The following is a 17,404-nucleotide window of genomic DNA, read 5'->3' as shown; positions in this document are numbered from 1 at the left end:
CTATCTCTTTTGTAATGGCAAGACATCATGAATCATCATATCTTCAAAAGCACTTTTGACTGTTTTCCAATATTTTAGTTTAATTACTGGATTAGTCGCGTGTTCCTTATATGCTTCATAATTGCTTGTACGCTTTAATTCAGCCTCACTATTTTGTTTTTCAAGGTTGGGATTATAGTTCGCAACCATAAATGCAAGTTCTTCTTTTTGTACCCACCACTTCTGAACAAAGGTGTCAAGAAGCGCATCGATAGTCCGCTGAATCATTTCTTCTAATATAGAAGATACGTATTGACCACGGTAGGCTTCTGGATTCGCTTGAATTTTTGTCCATAATTCTTCCATGAGTCCAGCCAAATTAGGATTACTTTTCTTCAACCATCCGATATATTGATTGACTTCATCCACTGTTTTGTCCGCTGTTGGTTTCTTTTCAGCTTCTTCTTGCGTATTCGGCACGAAAGCCTGGATTAGCTGTAAAATATACTCGTAATTAATTTCTTCTGTTTTAACCGATTCGAGTTCATATTCGATATTGATATCTATCTCGTCTACATCCTCTTTTTCCTTGCGTAGTTTCTCTAAAGCATTGACGTATTTACCGTGATATTCCTCAATTTCATCCAATTGAATAGGATATGTTGTGCCTAGTTGCGCATCGTTATATTCTGTATATACCTGAATATTCGCAAATGCTCGGTCTAAAGCTTGATAGGCTTTTGCAAATTTCTGCAGCTGTGCTTTTTCCATACCATCTACATCAATGGATTTTGGAATTGAAGCCACTTCACGTAATTCCTCAATGGCTGTTAAGAATGTATCATGGGCCTCTTCCCATATTGGGGCGGTGACCTCATTTTCACCACCATTTGAGTAAAGAACAAGTGCTTGCTTCACCTTCTCTTCGAAAATAGCTGGTGTTTGGAAAGTAACGATTTGTCCGTATTTCTTTGCTTTATCAAACAAGCGGTTTGTACGTGAAAAGGCCTGAATTAAATCATGCGGCTTCATTGCAGGGCGGTCAATAAATAGGGTTGATAGACAAGGCGCATCAAAACCGGTTAATAAACGGTCTACTACAATGATAATATCCAATTGCTCGGAGCGTGGAAGGAATTGCTCCTTTTTACGTGCTAATCGATCATTTACATTGCGGTTATATGCTCGTATCGTTTCAATTGTATAACTTGTACCGAACTCCGCATTATAATCACGCAGCGCTTCTTTCATCTTCTCTTGGTTTTCAATAGACGATTCTTCATTTTCAGAAATCGAATACGTCATTGCTACTTTAGGAAAATCAGGTAAAACACGTTTCGTCTTCTCACTAATTTCAACAGTTGTTTCTCCCGCTTTTACACGTTTAAATAAATCATAATAACGTTGTGCCTGTGCAATAGAAGAAGTTGTTAGAATTGCATTATACGTCTTACCAACTCCATTTTGAAAGCCGAGTTTATTACGTGATTTATTGATAATCGAATGAACTACTTCCAGCATATGACGTTCATCTTCATATACGCGCCTCGGTAAACGTGCTTCTTTTTCCTCCATTGTGAGATCACTTATATCTATTTCACAATCTAATTGCACTAACACTTCATCGAGTTCTTCTTCTGAAAAGGTATTTTTATATTCGATTTGGAAACCAAGCACTGCTTTATCATAAATAGCTTCTTTTACAGTATATTCGTGCAATCGGTGTCCATATTGCCCTTCTGTTGTACGTGGCAGATTACCCATTACTTTTTTCGCATTTTCAGCAAAAATAGGGGTACCTGTGAAACCGTACCATAACGAACGAATAAAGAACTCTTTAATTTCTTTTTGTTTTTGTGGCGATACTGCTCGATGACATTCATCAACCACGAACGCTATTTTCAATTGGTGAAGTGCCCTAGCTTTCTTGTTATCATCTTGTCCTTCAAAACGTTTCATCACATGGTTTAGCTTTTGAATCGTTGTCACAACGACGGTTCGTTCATCAGATAATAGCTTCTTAATCAAATCATTTACATTATTCGTTTCATCTATATCAATGACATCATGTTCAGCATACGATTCGAATGAACCTGTTGTTTGTTGATCTAAATCGACACGATCCACGATAAAGACAGTCTTTTGTAAGGACGGTATTTGTAATAGATTACGTGCTACTTTGTATGATGTTAAGGTTTTACCTGATCCCGTCGTATGCCACACATAACCCGACTCTTGTCGACGAGATGCTTCTTTAACAGCTTCAATCGCATGGATTTGATAGGGACGAAGCAAAATCAATGATTTTTTCACACTATCAATGACTGTATATTGCGTCACCATTTTGTGCGCTTGTGGGATGGATAATACCGCTTTAGCAAAATCTAGGTAATTATTGATGGGCTGATTTTCATGGTCCACCCATTTACTTAAGAACTGTTCATTCAATTTCTCGTCACGCGCCGTTGCAATATAGCGCGTGTCCGTTCCATTCGACACAACAAACATCTGAACCGCAGAAAAAATACCTGTAAATTTATTTTCTTTCAAATACTTTTTAATTTGTCGAAATCCATCCATATAGGAGTGTTTTCGAGTTTTTAGTTCAATATGAATCATCGGTAATCCATTGATTAGTAATGTTACATCAAAGCGACGTTCTTGATCCTCTTTTGCACGACGATTACTTTGATATTGATTAATGACTTCATAAGAGGATATACCACCTGCAATATCTGCTCGATTCAATACTTTTAGACGAATCGTACCAAGTGCAGCATCTTCTCGCTGCACCTGTACTTTCGCAACCCCATTTTCGCCCGCTAGCCATTTGGCAGCTTCATAGAAATTCACAAAGTGTAATTGTTCTTGAATTTGACGAAATTCTTGTTCAGTCAAAGGAACCTCATTCAGTACATCTTTATTATTATTTTCAAGCTTTTTTTTAAAGTTTTGCCATAAATCATCTTCCGTATGTAAATCCCCACGATATGTCCATTGGGATTCACCACGAATTAATTGCTTAATCAAGCTATCTTCTAATTCTGATTCAGACACAAAAGAACGGACCATATGCTCACCTCATTTGGATTTTTTTAAACGAATATGCGCTGTAGCAACGCTTTTTTTAGTTGTTGGTAATCTTCGAGCTTTTTCTGATGAAGGGCAATTGTATCGTCCAATTGCTTGAAAAATGCACCGATTTTTTGTTGTTCTTCGAGAACAGGGACTTTAATGCTTATTTCTGAAAAAGTTGGAAATTGCACTCGTTGTTTCTCTATAAGCGATCCAGTGGCATACAACTTATATAAACGAATCGCTTGAGACGACGTAAGAACTATTCTAAAGTACTCATTATTACATTCCATTTTAATTTTCATCGTTACATAATATCCAGAAACTGCAACACTGAAATTGGAGTCATTAAAACCAACAGCCCCTAACGTCATGTTCATAGGGTTATATACAAACTCATTTGGACCGACTTTTTTGAATTTATCTGCTTTTTTCACAAGAAATTCTCGATTATACCTTGCGGTTTTTTGAGTTAATCCTTTTTCAACAGTTAAACTAAATAATTCTAAGTTAGATTCTTTGGGATTAATATACTCATTTGTTTGTTCAAATACTTCTCCCATTTTTAACTCAGTCCAATCCTCACTAAACCCATCAAACCGAACTTTCGGCACACGTTCGCCTTTTTGTGGAAACATTTTTTGCAGCATGGCTTTTTTATATTGTTGCTGCTGTTCGACCAATTTTCGTTGCAAAACAATTGTATCGTCGAGTTGTTTGAAGAAAGAACCGATTTTTTGTTGTTCTTCGAATTGTGGGAGGTAAACAACTACATTAGATAAGTTACTCCAATCTGAACGTGGCATTTTAGTTCCAGAAGAAGTATTAGCCACAGATAAAAATTTATATGTCTGAATTAAACTGTATAAAAAAACGTTCGAATTTTCACCTTGAGGATAAAAGGCCCATATTTCACCACTTTTAACACCTTCCGTATTCGAAAGCCACCATTTATTTAAATAAGGACGTAATCTACCAAATAGAATATCTCCTTTTCGAAAAATAGAATTTGATTGTGTGCGAATCGATAAATCTCCAATTAAAACGCCCATATCACTTACTAAATTTTCTAATTCTACATCTAAACTGTAATCGTTTTGATTACCTGTTTCTTTACGGATAGACATAATTTCATCAATCGAAGCTTTTCTCCATTTATCAACAAATCCCTCAAACCTCACGTTAGGCACATTCTTACTCATTCTTTTCACCACATATTGCTTGGATAAGACATTGAAGTTCTTTTTGAGCATCTTCATTCGTACCTTCCAATTTATTCAACATCGCGAATAAGTTTTGTTCAGCTTGTTGGAGTTCTTGCTGTGTTTGTCGCATTGCACCTGATAGCTCAACAAGTGAAATTTCTTCTTCTTCCTCAAACGTGTCCACATAGCGAGGGATATTTAAGTTGTAAGCATTTTCAACGATTTCATCGAAAGAAGCTACATGTGCGTATTTTTCAACATCTTCACGTTGTATATATGTTTCAAGCATTTTGTCGATATGTTCATCTTTTAAGACATTTTGATTTTTATCTTTTTCAAATTCGTTTGATGCGTCAATAAATAATACATCTTTTGTTGAACGATTTTTCTTTAGGATAATAACAGTCGTTGGGATAGATGTATTAAAGAAAATATTCGATGGTAGCCCGATCACCGTATCAATTGCTCCGTTATCTAATAAGATCTTGCGAATCTTACCTTCTGCATTCCCTCTAAATAAAACGCCATGTGGCAATACAATCGCCATCACACCACTATCTTTCAAGTGATAGAAACCATGTAGTAAGAAAGCAAAGTCTGCTTTCGATTTCGGTGCTAATACACCATACATTGAAAAGCGTGGATCATCTAAGAATCCTTTTTCCGCAGTCCATTTAGCCGAATACGGCGGATTCATTAATACACCATCAAAGTTCGTTGGTTCATCAGTAGGCCAGTCTTGGTCCAATGTATCTGCATTGTTCAAATGTTGGTTGGCAGTATCTACACCATGCAAAATCATGTTCATACGAGCCAAATTATATGTAGACGTATTTAGCTCTTGTCCGAAGTATGAAATTGTTCCAGCTTCATTCGAGTATTTCTTCACGTTTAATAGAAGTGAACCCGATCCCATTGTTGGATCATACACCGAGAAGCCTTTTTTATTTTCTTTGTCATGTAAGACGATTCTTGTCATAAGCGTTGAAATGGCTTGTGGCGTGTAAAATTCGCCTGCTTTCTTACCTGAATCCGATGCAAATTGACCGATTAAGTATTCATAAGCATCGCCTAGCATGTCCCCATCATGTCCTGCAACGTTCAAGACGGATAATTCTTTCATCACTTCCGCAATCGTTTGATTTTGCTTTTGAGGTGTTGAACCTAATTTTTTCGAGTATAAATCGACATCTTCAAATAGGTTTTCAAATGTTTCACTTGATTGCTCGATATTGCGGAAACCTTGTGCTAAATCTTCTAATTGGAATAGCCCTTTATGGATTGCTTGAACAAGTGCTGTAAAGGTTAAGTTAGGTTCAAGCGTGTAAGAAAAGTCGTATTGTAATTCACCAAGTAAATCGTCTTTCACATCTTCATCTTGGCACGCTTCTGCATAGGCTTTTTGTGCGACTTCTAGGTTGGTTGTTGGTACTTCAAGTAATGATGTAGCATGCATAAGCATCTTATCTGATAAGTATTTATAAAAAACTAATCCTAATAGGTAACTTTTATATTCATTTGCGTCCATTTTAGAGCGTAAAATATCAGCTGAATTCCATAATGCTTGGTATAGTGTTTTCGAGTTTTTTTCTTCCATTTATTCCACTCCTAGTAAATTAGTTATTTTCCACATCTGATTTTTGAATCATTTTCAAAAAAAATTGTTCTTCTAATTCAGATTGCTGTTTTAATAAATATTGACGTTTACATAAGTTAAAATAAGCTCTACCAATCAATGATTGCTTTTGAAGATTAGGCAAATTAATATGTAAATCCTTTAAAATAGCTGGTGTCATTTTAGGTAAAGTAGAACCCTGCATAAACATCAGCTTTTGTTTACGAATCTGGTTAGATTCATTTAGGAGATAGCAGAAATAATACGGATTAATCAATGATTCCTCAATAATGATTTTCGCGAAATTCTGATTAAGTAACTTCCCTTGATTACTTTCTGTTATGACAGTCGCCCTTGTACCTACAAAGCTAATTACAATATCACCTCTATATGCAAGATAATCACTTTGCGAATTCTCATTCTTTTTCACATATTCGTCATCTAGATGTGTTAGATCAAAATTCAAATCATCAAATGTATAAAATATATTGTTATTAAGCTCCTCATCAGGGATTCTTGAAATATTTTGACCTACTTTAATTATTGCAACCTCATCTATTTTCACGCCGCCCCTCCTTTTGTAATTCTTATAAATTACTTAATGACAAATTTAACATTACCATGTGAATTACACAAAAACAAGTAATTCTTTAAAATTACAAAAACACAATGAATCAAAAAAGATTTATACTCATAATTACTGAAAATATTAATGTTATTAAATATTAGATGAATCCTTATTTTTTAGTAAATGAAAAACAACCATTTTAAACAAAGATTAATCAAAATGGTTGTTTTTCATTTATTAATTTGATTTTCATAAAAAATATTGATTAAAATTTTTGTTCAAACATTGATACGGAAGGTTTTTTTAAAAATTATGCCGTCATTTTGATGGAACTTTATTATAAATGATTAAACTATTTTCAAAACATCGCACCTTCATTTCAAATTTACCATTTCTCAAGAAAAATTCATCAATATCCTATAACAGTAGTATTAACTTCATTGACAATCTCATTAGATATTGTACTTATCGGTAGTAAATAGACTTTATTTAAACGAGGATTAAATATCCCTAAATTCTCAATTTGTTTGAATTCGGAATGAATAGAATGAACACCCATTAAATAATATATAAGCAACTGTAAAGTATTTTTATTAGTCGGATCTTTCTTTGAAACTTTAAAATCCCATAAAGTCGTTTCAGTTAAAAAATCACCATCTCCACTTGATATAAGCTGAGTATAACCACCTTCAAAAGTGAAACCAACTTTTACAATCGGTCCATAATTATCGTTCAAAGTCCTACTACGCTCTACCATATTTCTAATATTAGAAATAGTAGAGAAATCTGGCTGAATAGTATGCACTGGCTTATAACTTGCAATACCAGCTCTAAAAGCAGTATCAAACCCTACCAATTTGCACGCATTCTCTATTGAATTATCATCAAGACCACTAATTCCGTTTAATAATTCTTCAGCACAATCGCTCTCATTAACCCTCGATGCACCTCTAAGAGAAATTTTAAAAGCTTTTTCTAAAGAAGTTCCCATAGTAAACCGAGTAAGATAATCAACAGCTAGTCCAATCAAAGTACTATGTATATTTTCTTCTTCATACAAATCAATACCATCATGTAATTCGATAATATTGAAATCTTTAGGTTTAATATACCCACCTCTTGGCTGTTTAACTTTAGAAATCCTCTGAGTAACTGATACCATAAAAACACCTCTTTTTTGGTATGTTATTTTCATTTTCTTTAATGGTCTGATGCAAAAAGCTCAAAACAATTATTACAGTTTTTTCAATTTCTTTATCTAATGGTGCTATAAGCACATGCTTTAGTTATTTTTGGTGTAGTGAAGTATCTTACATTAAAAATTAAACAATTATATTTTTAATTTCGTCCTAACTTTAGAACGGGCTTATGCTTCTTTTCTCACTTTTAATATGGCATGTTCATTTAGAAAGCCATAATCTTTAGCATTTTCTACGAACCGCCCTTCATTACCTCTTCTTAAATTATCAAGTATATTTTGGGTAGCATCTGTAATATTTATCTCTTTGTTATTTTCCCTTTCTTCAATAGCTTGTTTAATTTCGCTCATTAGATCCGCTATTTCATGTTCTTCACTAATATTTACAGTGGATTCAGCTTGTTGTTTCTGTAATAAACGTTCATCCAGTGCAACCGTAATATGCCTACTTAAGAATGTTAAACCACCTACACCCAAAACAACACAAACAGCTAATGGACTATTCCTTGAAATACTTTTAATATCTAAAAATCGTTTATTCTCTTCAACATATAAAGTTTTATCTATAAAGTCTCTACAAATAATTTCGACACTATTGTCATTTGGATCATAAATACCAATTATAGGTCTAATCAGATTATCAAAAGTTGATTTAAAAGTATTAAAATATCCTATTATATTAGATGGCGTTTCATTAATATCTTTAATATCATTTGCAAGGATACTTTCTTTTGCAATAGCGATACTTATAAAATCAGATTCCATTTTTTGATAAGATGAAATTACCTTAACAGTACTGGACTCTAAAGAATTGGCTAATTTTTTCCGATCTATTTTTTTATTCTGTTCGGTATTTCTTACTTCTTCTTGACCCGATTGATTGAGGTTTTCATTTGCCAAACTAATAATTTTTTCTTTTATTGCGATCATTGTAGTGTTCGGGCTTATAGAAAAAGTTATCAAACCACTTAACTTCTCTTTATTCAAACTCTTTACTTTGTATTCACTTAGGGTCTCATTCACTTTCCTAAATATCTCAAACATACAATTTATTTTTATTAATTTTTCATTCGGGAACATTCCTATGGGTTTTCCCAAATGATATAAGGTTTTTGCATCTCTCTCATTTCTAAGATTTAAAATGCCAAGATTTTTATAGATGTTATTTAACTTAAAAGATTCATCTATTATGAATATATTTTCTAAATCTGTTCCTTTATTAATGTAACTTTCAATAGTATTTAACAACTCATTCTTATAATAACTTCTTGATAAGTTTTCAATAAAGGATGAAATTTGCCAAGATGATAAAAGTTTTTCCCCATCTCTTTTCATTTCTAAATTAACTCTATAATCACTTTCAACAACAACCTTATTATAAGCATCCATCTTAAAACAATCTCCCTTATTTAATTATCTTTTTTCACACTTTTTAGCACCTCTTGTAACACTTCTTTTTTAGCTAATCTAACTTCATCTTTTAATCTTTTTTCATATATTTTTTCTTTTTGTTCTTCTTTCTTTTCATTAAGTCTAATGTTTACGAATAAAAGACCTAGATTTAGTATCATAAGTGTCCCATTAGAGATAAAATTATCAACTATAGGTGTAATAATGTTATTTTTTAAAACGTCTATATTTGTTAACCATCCTACTGTTAAGCCTAATCCTATCGCCAATATCAACAGTATGTTACTTAACCAGGAATTCCAGGATTTTCTAAACTTATTTTCTGAAATTGTAGTCAATCCAGCTGATAAAGCATAAAAAAAAGTGAACACTGAAACACCATTTTTAAAATTCGCACCCATAATATTTGAATCAGGATATACCATATTAACGATAGCCATCACTATTAATACGTATCCTATAGTCGAAATCAATTTATCACCTTTAGTCATTAAAACACCGCCCTTATATACCAATGCTCCCTATACATTGTTTTTGGAATGATAAAATTTTTCATTTGACCTCGGCATCTATTACGGTATTATGGTAATTGAATTATATTTTCACATTCCTTTTAATTCCTCTTTTCTTACCTCTCCTCTAGTTGCATCTGCCATTCTAGTCTGATTGATCATTACTTTTACAATCGAGATTTAAATTTTAAAGAACATCTTTATCTACCTAATAGCAAGCTTCTTACCAAAATAAATGATTGCTACCAGCTTAAAAAACAAAATTTTATCTTCTTATCTTTTTTATTCCTTCGGAATTCATCCACATTGCATATAATTCCTTATTAATCCATATATTAACTTCATTTTACATTAACGCCTTTAAAACATAAATACATTTCTATTATGATTATTTCCATTTACTTAAGGACGTTAAGTAAATGGAATATGTTATCAAAAGCGGACTAATGAAAGATATGGGTTTTAAGCTCTAATATAGTAAAATCTTCATTCAAAATATCCCTAAACTTGCAGAAGACTTATTTTCAAATCATAATATCGCAATAAATTTTTATAACGAATAGCATAAAAACTATATTATTGATTTCCTTTGATACAATATTTTGTTTAAATTAAAGAAGGAGGGGATATTGATGGAGGAACAATATATCAAAAAATTAGATAAAATTCTAAATCAATTTATTTTGCAATCCAAGAAATTTGTAGATTATTCATGTTTCCCCTATGGAACACATGACCTTTTATCTTATAACGTCACATCCGTAAAGCTTACATATGATTTTGAGTACTTTTCTTTTACTAAAAGTACTAAGACACTAATAAGTATCCGACATTTATTAAAAGCTGGGCACAATGAAGATGTAATGATGTTAGTACGAAGTATTTTTGAAAATTATTTAAGTACTCGATATCTACATGAAAATGAACACAAACTTGATAACTTTATTAAAAACCCTATAAAAGTTGCTTTAGCCTTTTATAATGTTCAATCAGATGGGGTACTAGTAAACCGAAATCAGGAGGAGATTGGAAAGCAAGAAAACCCGAGTACCTTTAAAATGGGCTTAGATAAGAAATATTTTACTCACTTCTATGATGTATTATCTCGATTCAGCCATTGTAATTTTGGACTTATTGACTACTATCAAGAAAATCTCAATTTTACAATTTCTAAAAATAATGAACCATTAATGATTCGATTATTTGTAATTTTCACCTTCACTAAAATTTTCGAATTGGTTGTTACTGTTGAAGGAGAAGAATTTATTAATGAAAGAACTGAAAAGATTTGCTATCAACTTGTAGAAGATTCTATTATGTTACAAGAAAAAATAATGGATTTTCTCATTGCTCGATTTAATGATAATACAGAAGAATTTCTAAAATACCATAACAAACGAATGAAAAGTTTGTTAAAAAATATGAAAAAATCACTAAAAGAGGAAGTCGGAAGTATAAAAAAATAAAAAGGATGGCATTTTTTCGCCGCCTTTTTTTATTGAATTCCTTGTAAATTTATCCCGATAAGAATAGAATCACTAGTTAAATTCTAACCAAACACCAATTCTCATACTTAAAAAGAAGCATAAGTTTGCCGCAAACAAAAAGAACCATAAGCTTGCCGTTCCGGCAAACTTATGGTTCATATCACATACAAAATAAAAAAACCACCAAATATGTATTGGTGGAGACGGTGGGAGTCGAACCCACGTCCAAAAATATCGGCACTTAAGCTTCTACGAGTGTAGTCGATATATTAGCATTTCGCGAACTCTTCGGCCTATCGACAGGCTTCCAAGTTGCTAGTCTGGTTGTTCTCTTCCTTTGTCCTCAGACGGCGAACTCCGGCGTAGTCCACTTAGTTTGAGTCCCTTACCCTACCACATGGACGATGGAGGGAGGAACCTTTAGTGCAATTAAGCAGCTAAAGAAAGATTGTTTTGTTTGCCAATTATAGGCTTTGACGTTTTAACGAGGCCGATCCCCTCGACTCGCAACCTAAGCTCGAACTATCCCTGTCGAATCCGTAACGTCCCCATGATAAAAATGGAGCATACGAAGAAAATATCGTGATAGCTACTAAGAGCTATTTTTCAATGTGCAACAACCTTACATAAATTATTATAACATACGCGCTCCATTTTACAAATGTAAATATCTGTATTACATCTTTTGGCGATCACGGAACGCGCGTGCAATTTCACGTTTAGCTTCTTTCTCTTTTAAATCGTGACGTTTATCGTATTGCTTCTTACCTTTTGCTAAACCAAGTGCCATTTTCGCAAATCCATTTTTCAAATAGATTCTAACTGGAACTAGGGCATATCCTGTCTCTTTTGAAGCACCCGTTAACTTCTCGATTTCTTTTTTATGAAGAAGTAACTTTCTCGTGCGAAGCGGATCGTGGTTGAAACGATTCCCTTGTTCGTACGTACTAATATGCATATTATGAACCCATACTTCACCATTATGTACACGAGCAAATGCATCTTTCAAGTTTACGCGTCCAGCGCGAATCGACTTAATTTCCGTTCCTTGAAGGACAAGCCCTGCTTCGTATGTTTCTTCGATGAAATAATCATGAAATGCTTTTTTGTTCTGTGCAATAACCTTACCTGTACCCTTTGGCATATAACGTCCCTCCTCTATTTTAACTATTGTAACAAATGTTAATAAAAAGCGAAAGTGGCTCGCTCTCAAGCCACCAAGAAAAAAGAAAAAGCCCCGCTTTTCATCAAAGCGAAGCCATCCTTTTCTTACTTACGCTTTTTCTTTTTCTTCTTGAATCCTGGTACGTTTTCGAAGAATGCTTTTTTCTTCTTGCCGTTACCATCTTTTTTCCCTGGTTGGCTAGCTGACGAGGATGCAGATGCAGATCCTCTTCCTTTTCCTTTACCACTGCGATCAAATTTTCTTCCTGTGCCACGTTCTCCGCCGCGCTCATTACTGCGCTCGCTACGTCCACCGCGTTTCTTTCTGCCTGTTCTTGGCTGCTCGATAACGACTGGACGATCTTTGAACTTACGGCGAGGTGTGCCTTTCATGCCAACGATTTCAAAGTCGATTGCACGCTCGTCTTTGTTTACGTTAATAACGCGAATTGTAATTTCGTCACCGATGCGGAATACGTTTCCTGTACGTTCTCCGATCATAGCGAAATGTTGCTCGTCATAACGGTAGTAATCATCCGTTAAATAACTAACGTGTACAAGACCTTCAATTGTATTTGGAAGCTCTACGAATAAACCGAAGTTTGTTACAGAGCTAATCATACCATCATACTCTTCGCCGATTTTATCAACCATATACTCTGCTTTTTTCATTTCGTCTGTTTCACGTTCTGCTTCAACTGCACGACGCTCCATATTAGAAGAGTGCTCTGCAATCTCAGGTAATTTTTCACGCCATTTCGCTTGCGTTTCATTGTCGACTTTACCATTAATAATGTATTCACGAATTAATCTATGAACGATTGTATCTGGGTAACGACGAATTGGTGATGTGAAATGTGTGTAGAACTCAGTTGATAAACCGAAATGTCCTAAACTATCCGCATCATAACGAGCTTGCTTCATAGAACGAAGCATAACTGTTGAAATAACTACTTCTTCTGGCTGTCCTTGAACCATTTCAAGAATTTGTTGCAGCGCACGAGGGTGCACTTCATTCGCGCGTCCTTTTACCGCATATCCGAAGTTCGTTACAAACTCAAAGAAACGCTCAAGCTTATCTTCTTTCGGATCTTCATGGACACGGTACATAAACGGTACGTTCATCCAGTGGAAGTGTTCTGCTACTGTTTCATTCGCAACAAGCATAAATTCTTCAATTAACTTCTCTGATACAGAACGATCGCGCATGACAACGTCTGTCGGTTTTCCTTCTTCATCCACTAATACTTTCGCTTCTTTAAAGTCAAAGTCAATTGCACCGCGGCGCATACGTTTTTCACGTAAAATTTGTGCCAATTGGCCCATCTCTTTAAACATCGGTACGAGTGGCTCATAACGCTTAATTAACTCTTCGTCCTCATCTTCTAAAATGCTTCTTACGTCAGCATACGTCATACGCTCTGTCGTTTTAATCACACTTTGGAAAATCTCGTGTTTAACAACATCACCTAAGTTGTTGATTTCCATTTCACAAGATAATGTCAGACGGTCTACTTTCGGATTTAATGAACAAATACCGTTAGATAGACGATGTGGAATCATCGGAATTACACGGTCAACAAGATACACACTCGTCGCTCTTTCCGCTGCTTCAACATCAATTGGAGAACCTTCTTGAACGTAATGACTTACGTCCGCAATGTGAACGCCAAGCTTGTAGTTACCGTTCTCGAGCTTCGTTACTGTAACAGCATCATCTAAGTCTTTCGCATCTGCACCATCAATCGTTACGATCATTTGATCACGTAGGTCGCGGCGATCTTTTAAATCTTCTTCTGAAATCGTTTCTGGTACACTGTTTGCATGTTCCATCACTTCTTCAGGGAACGCTAAAGGCAAGTGATGTTTATGAATGACAGATAAAATATCTACTCCTGGATCATTTTTATGACCTAGAATTTGAATAACTTCACCTTCTGCACTTAAACGATTCTCTGGATAGCTTGTAATTTTCACAACTACTTTATGACCTTCTACAGCGCCCATAGATGCACTTTTCAATACGAAAATGTCACTTGTCCAGCGCTTATTGTCAGGTATAACGAACCCAAAGTTTTTCGATTCTGTATATGTACCAACTAGTTCTTTCGTTCCACGCTCTAAAATGCGTACAATTGAACCTTCTTGACGTGAACCGCTTGATTGAGAACTAAGGCGTGCTAATACTGTATCGCCATGAAGTGCACCGTTTAACTCTGTAGGCGGTATGAAAAGGTCATCGTCTCCCGTTTTCTTCTCATCTGGTACAACGAATGCAAAACCACGTGCATGTCCAATTAACTTACCGCGTATTAAATTCATCTTTTCAGGAAGACCGTAACGGTTGCTACGAGTACGAATAACAAGTCCCTTCTCTTCCATCATTACAAGTGCTTTTACAAAATCTTTAAAGCCCTCAGAACCTTCAATTCCAAATGCCTCTTCTAACTCTTGTATCGTTAGCGGTTTATACGCTTCTTCTCTCATAAATAATAACAACTTATCAATATGTTCTTGTGTGATTTCTTCCAAGTAAAAATACCTCCTTTAAAACCTTATATTATTTAGTGTATCCGAAAGATAGGGGATGTATAAAGCGAAACTTCAATACTCCCCTTATGATTTTTACAGTTTTCACAAAAAATTCCTTATGAAAAAAAGAGGCAACTAGATCTTACCAATCTAGTTGCTCCAAGAAGTTATATACATCCTCATGTAGCTCGTCACGTTGTTTATCAAGTGTAATGACATGCGTAGAGTCTTCATACCATTTAATGTCTTTTAACGTTGATTCTACACCGTTATAAATAATGTTCGCACTATCTGTATTAATCATTTCGTCATGACGCGCTTGTACAACAAATGTTGGTGCATAAATCATATCCACATTGTTACGTACATCAGCAATTAATTGTTGTAATGCTTTTAATGTACTCATCGGTGTCTTTTGGAATTCCAACATTTCTTGTTCAATTTGTTCTGGTGATTTTTGCTCACGCTTTTTATATTCGCGGGCATATGCCAATATACCTTGGTACATCGTTTCTTCACTCTTAATATACATTGGTGCACACATTGGTACTACACCTAAAACCGGTACTGTATAACCTAATTTTAGAGAAAATACTCCGCCAAGTGACAATCCAACGACAGCAATTTTCTCAAAACCTTTATCTTTTAAAAGCTGATATGCCTCCGTTACGTCTTGCCACCAATCTTCAGGACCTGTATGAACAAGCTCTTCTGGTGGTACACCGTGCCCTTTATAAATTGGCGCATGACAAGTATAGCCTTTCTTTTCTAAGAAACGCCCTAACATACGTACATCAGCTGAGTTCCCTGTGAATCCATGTAGTAATAAAACAGCGCGGTCTCCACCCTCAAATGTAAATGGTTTCGGAGATGCTAATTTCATCATGTACTTCTCCTCTTTCTCTTCTGTAATCTAGTCGTATTCTTTCTATATCTAGTGTACCATATTTATATTTCTATAATCTAATTAGAAACATCTTTCAAATGACAAAACAAAAAAAGAAGAACCATTAGTACATCTTACTAACGCTTCTTCTTTCAATTCTATAAGTTTAAGTACGTAACAGCAATTGTTAATACGAAGAACAATACAGCTAAAACGATTGTAATACGGTTTAATACCGCTTCAATTCCACGTGCTTTTTGCTTACCAAATAATTGCTCCGCACCGCCTGAAATTGCACCTGAAAGGCCTGAGCTATTACTAGATTGCATAAGTACCATAACAATCATTAAAATCGATACAATAATAAGTAAAACTGATAATAACGTATGCACTTGGCGTACCTCCTACAAAGATTCAGTTATTGTAACTGTAGCATAAATCCTATAGAAAAGCGAGAGCTATAGAGTCGCTCTCGCTTTTCTTCCATTACATAAACATCATTGCAAATAACGGTCCAAGTAAACATGTCAAAATTGCTGTTAATGTCATTGTTACCGATCCAATAACACCTTCATGTTCGTTATTTTTCATCGCTCTCATCACGCCCATAATATGAGAAGCACATCCAAATCCGATACCTTTACCAACTGAGTTTGTAACACGGCTCCATTTTAATAAAAGAGGTCCTGTAATCGTTCCAGTAATACCTGCGATAACAACGAAAGCTGCTGTTAAGGAAGGTACACCACCAACTTGTTCAGAAACACTCATCGCAACTGGCATTGTCACCGATTTTGGTAAAGAAGATAAAATTAAGCTTTTATCTGTTCCCATAAGTGAAGCAATAGCAAAATCACTAGCGATTGCAACTGTTGTACCTACTAATACGCCACCAGCAATCGGTACAACATATTTTTGCAGAACATGACGTTGTTTATAAAGAGGAATTGCAAACGCTACAACACCGGGTCCAAGTAGCTTTGCAATCCAGCCACCACCACTTTCCATATAATGTTGATATGGTATATCAAGCACGATAAATAGGAAAGCCATTAATCCAGTTGCTACAAGCATTGGAATGGTGAATGGTGTTGGAAATAATTTATAGATTTTTTTAGATAATTGATATAATAGCACCGTAAAAAGAACCCAACCGATTCCGATTAATATTTGGCTCATCGCGACTCTCTTTCCTTCCTATTCGCAAGATATTGTCCTGTATGTCCTGCGACAATAATAATTAAAAATGTACTCGCTACAACTGTAATGAAAAGAGAAATTCCTTTACTCATAAAAAAAGCACCGTAATTCATTAGGCCAAGCGTTGGCGGAATTAATAAAAACGGCATAATAGCAACGAGTGTTTCTGCTCCTAAATCGAACCATTTCACTGGAAGAACTTTTAGGCTAAGTAAAACAAGTAAGAGGAACATTCCAATCAAACTTCCTGGAATCGGAATATTTAACATTTCTTGCACCCAAGTTCCAACCATATAAAACACGTAAAGAGCAGCAATTTGGACAAGAATCTTTGTAAATTTCATGTTCATCATCCCTCATGTTTATACGATCTTCTGTTAATATCTTTATCATAGTATAAATTGTAAAAAGCTGCAATTTATCAACTTGACAGCAAAAACAGCCTATGTTATACGCTTACAACCTTGATATGACTGCATTTTCAAACGAAAATTACGTCAAAAACCTTGACCTAATATAAAAAGTTTTTATTTTCTGAATTTAAAAGACTATTATTTCAATAAAATAATCTTT

Annotated in this window: 14 protein-coding genes and 1 other RNA gene; 1 reads left to right on the top strand and 14 read right to left on the bottom strand. The window is 34.7% G+C overall.

The window, feature by feature from the left end:
- The 7 genes from ACS2QP_RS11365 to ACS2QP_RS11335 form a co-directional block, all read right to left on the bottom strand.
- Nucleotides 1-3,051, bottom strand: coding sequence for a type I restriction endonuclease subunit R (locus ACS2QP_RS11365; protein ID WP_242298711.1), 3,051 nt, complete (start codon nucleotides 3,049-3,051; stop codon nucleotides 1-3).
- Between the two features lie 23 nt (nucleotides 3,052-3,074).
- Nucleotides 3,075-4,256, bottom strand: a complete 1,182-nt coding sequence (locus tag ACS2QP_RS11360) for a restriction endonuclease subunit S (protein WP_438882434.1) — start codon at nucleotides 4,254-4,256, stop codon at nucleotides 3,075-3,077.
- Nucleotides 4,249-5,856: a type I restriction-modification system subunit M gene (locus tag ACS2QP_RS11355; RefSeq protein ID WP_242298709.1), complete on the bottom strand. Its 1,608-nt coding sequence runs from the start codon at nucleotides 5,854-5,856 to the stop codon at nucleotides 4,249-4,251. The genes ACS2QP_RS11360 and ACS2QP_RS11355 overlap by 8 nt, the downstream gene beginning before the upstream one ends.
- Nucleotides 5,857-5,875: 19 nt before the next feature.
- Nucleotides 5,876-6,439 (bottom strand): restriction endonuclease subunit S, encoded by a 564-nt coding sequence (locus tag ACS2QP_RS11350; protein ID WP_438882433.1) that lies wholly within the window; start codon nucleotides 6,437-6,439, stop codon nucleotides 5,876-5,878.
- Between the two features lie 412 nt (nucleotides 6,440-6,851).
- Entirely contained in the window at nucleotides 6,852-7,604 is a 753-nt protein-coding gene (locus tag ACS2QP_RS11345) for a hypothetical protein (protein WP_438882432.1), read from the bottom strand.
- A gap of 204 nt (nucleotides 7,605-7,808) precedes the next feature.
- On the bottom strand, nucleotides 7,809-9,029 hold the full coding sequence (locus ACS2QP_RS11340) for a hypothetical protein (protein ID WP_438882431.1): 1,221 nt from the start codon (nucleotides 9,027-9,029) through the stop codon (nucleotides 7,809-7,811).
- Between the two features lie 20 nt (nucleotides 9,030-9,049).
- Complete coding sequence (locus tag ACS2QP_RS11335; RefSeq protein WP_242298266.1) at nucleotides 9,050-9,541, bottom strand: hypothetical protein; 492 nt, start codon at nucleotides 9,539-9,541, stop codon at nucleotides 9,050-9,052.
- Nucleotides 9,542-10,194: 653 nt separating this feature from the next.
- Between ACS2QP_RS11335 and ACS2QP_RS11330 the strand changes: the two genes are divergently transcribed.
- Nucleotides 10,195-11,028: a DUF5677 domain-containing protein gene (locus ACS2QP_RS11330; protein WP_438882430.1), complete on the top strand. Its 834-nt coding sequence runs from the start codon at nucleotides 10,195-10,197 to the stop codon at nucleotides 11,026-11,028.
- 216 nt (nucleotides 11,029-11,244) lie between these two features.
- Here ACS2QP_RS11330 and ssrA read toward each other — a convergent pair.
- From ssrA to ACS2QP_RS11295, 7 genes are all read right to left on the bottom strand, one after another.
- Nucleotides 11,245-11,599, bottom strand: a transfer-messenger RNA (tmRNA) gene (gene ssrA / locus ACS2QP_RS11325).
- Nucleotides 11,600-11,725: 126 nt separating this feature from the next.
- Nucleotides 11,726-12,193: an SsrA-binding protein gene (gene smpB / locus ACS2QP_RS11320; RefSeq protein ID WP_048528182.1), complete on the bottom strand. Its 468-nt coding sequence runs from the start codon at nucleotides 12,191-12,193 to the stop codon at nucleotides 11,726-11,728.
- Between the two features lie 125 nt (nucleotides 12,194-12,318).
- Complete coding sequence (gene rnr / locus ACS2QP_RS11315) at nucleotides 12,319-14,745, bottom strand: ribonuclease R (RefSeq protein WP_438882429.1); 2,427 nt, start codon at nucleotides 14,743-14,745, stop codon at nucleotides 12,319-12,321.
- Between the two features lie 142 nt (nucleotides 14,746-14,887).
- Nucleotides 14,888-15,628, bottom strand: coding sequence for a carboxylesterase (estA, locus tag ACS2QP_RS11310; RefSeq protein WP_332284806.1), 741 nt, complete (start codon nucleotides 15,626-15,628; stop codon nucleotides 14,888-14,890).
- 161 nt (nucleotides 15,629-15,789) lie between these two features.
- Nucleotides 15,790-16,023 (bottom strand): preprotein translocase subunit SecG, encoded by a 234-nt coding sequence (gene secG / locus ACS2QP_RS11305; protein WP_000557263.1) that lies wholly within the window; start codon nucleotides 16,021-16,023, stop codon nucleotides 15,790-15,792.
- 94 nt (nucleotides 16,024-16,117) lie between these two features.
- On the bottom strand, nucleotides 16,118-16,810 hold the full coding sequence (locus ACS2QP_RS11300) for an LrgB family protein (RefSeq protein ID WP_000078304.1): 693 nt from the start codon (nucleotides 16,808-16,810) through the stop codon (nucleotides 16,118-16,120).
- Nucleotides 16,807-17,175, bottom strand: coding sequence for a CidA/LrgA family holin-like protein (locus ACS2QP_RS11295; RefSeq protein ID WP_000673222.1), 369 nt, complete (start codon nucleotides 17,173-17,175; stop codon nucleotides 16,807-16,809). The genes ACS2QP_RS11300 and ACS2QP_RS11295 overlap by 4 nt, the downstream gene beginning before the upstream one ends.
- Nucleotides 17,176-17,404 lie beyond the last annotated feature (229 nt).

Source organism: Bacillus cereus group sp. Bce019 (assembly GCF_051781745.1).
Lineage (GTDB): Bacteria > Bacillota > Bacilli > Bacillales > Bacillaceae_G > Bacillus_A > Bacillus_A cereus.
This window is presented reverse-complemented; position numbering and strand designations above follow the sequence as displayed.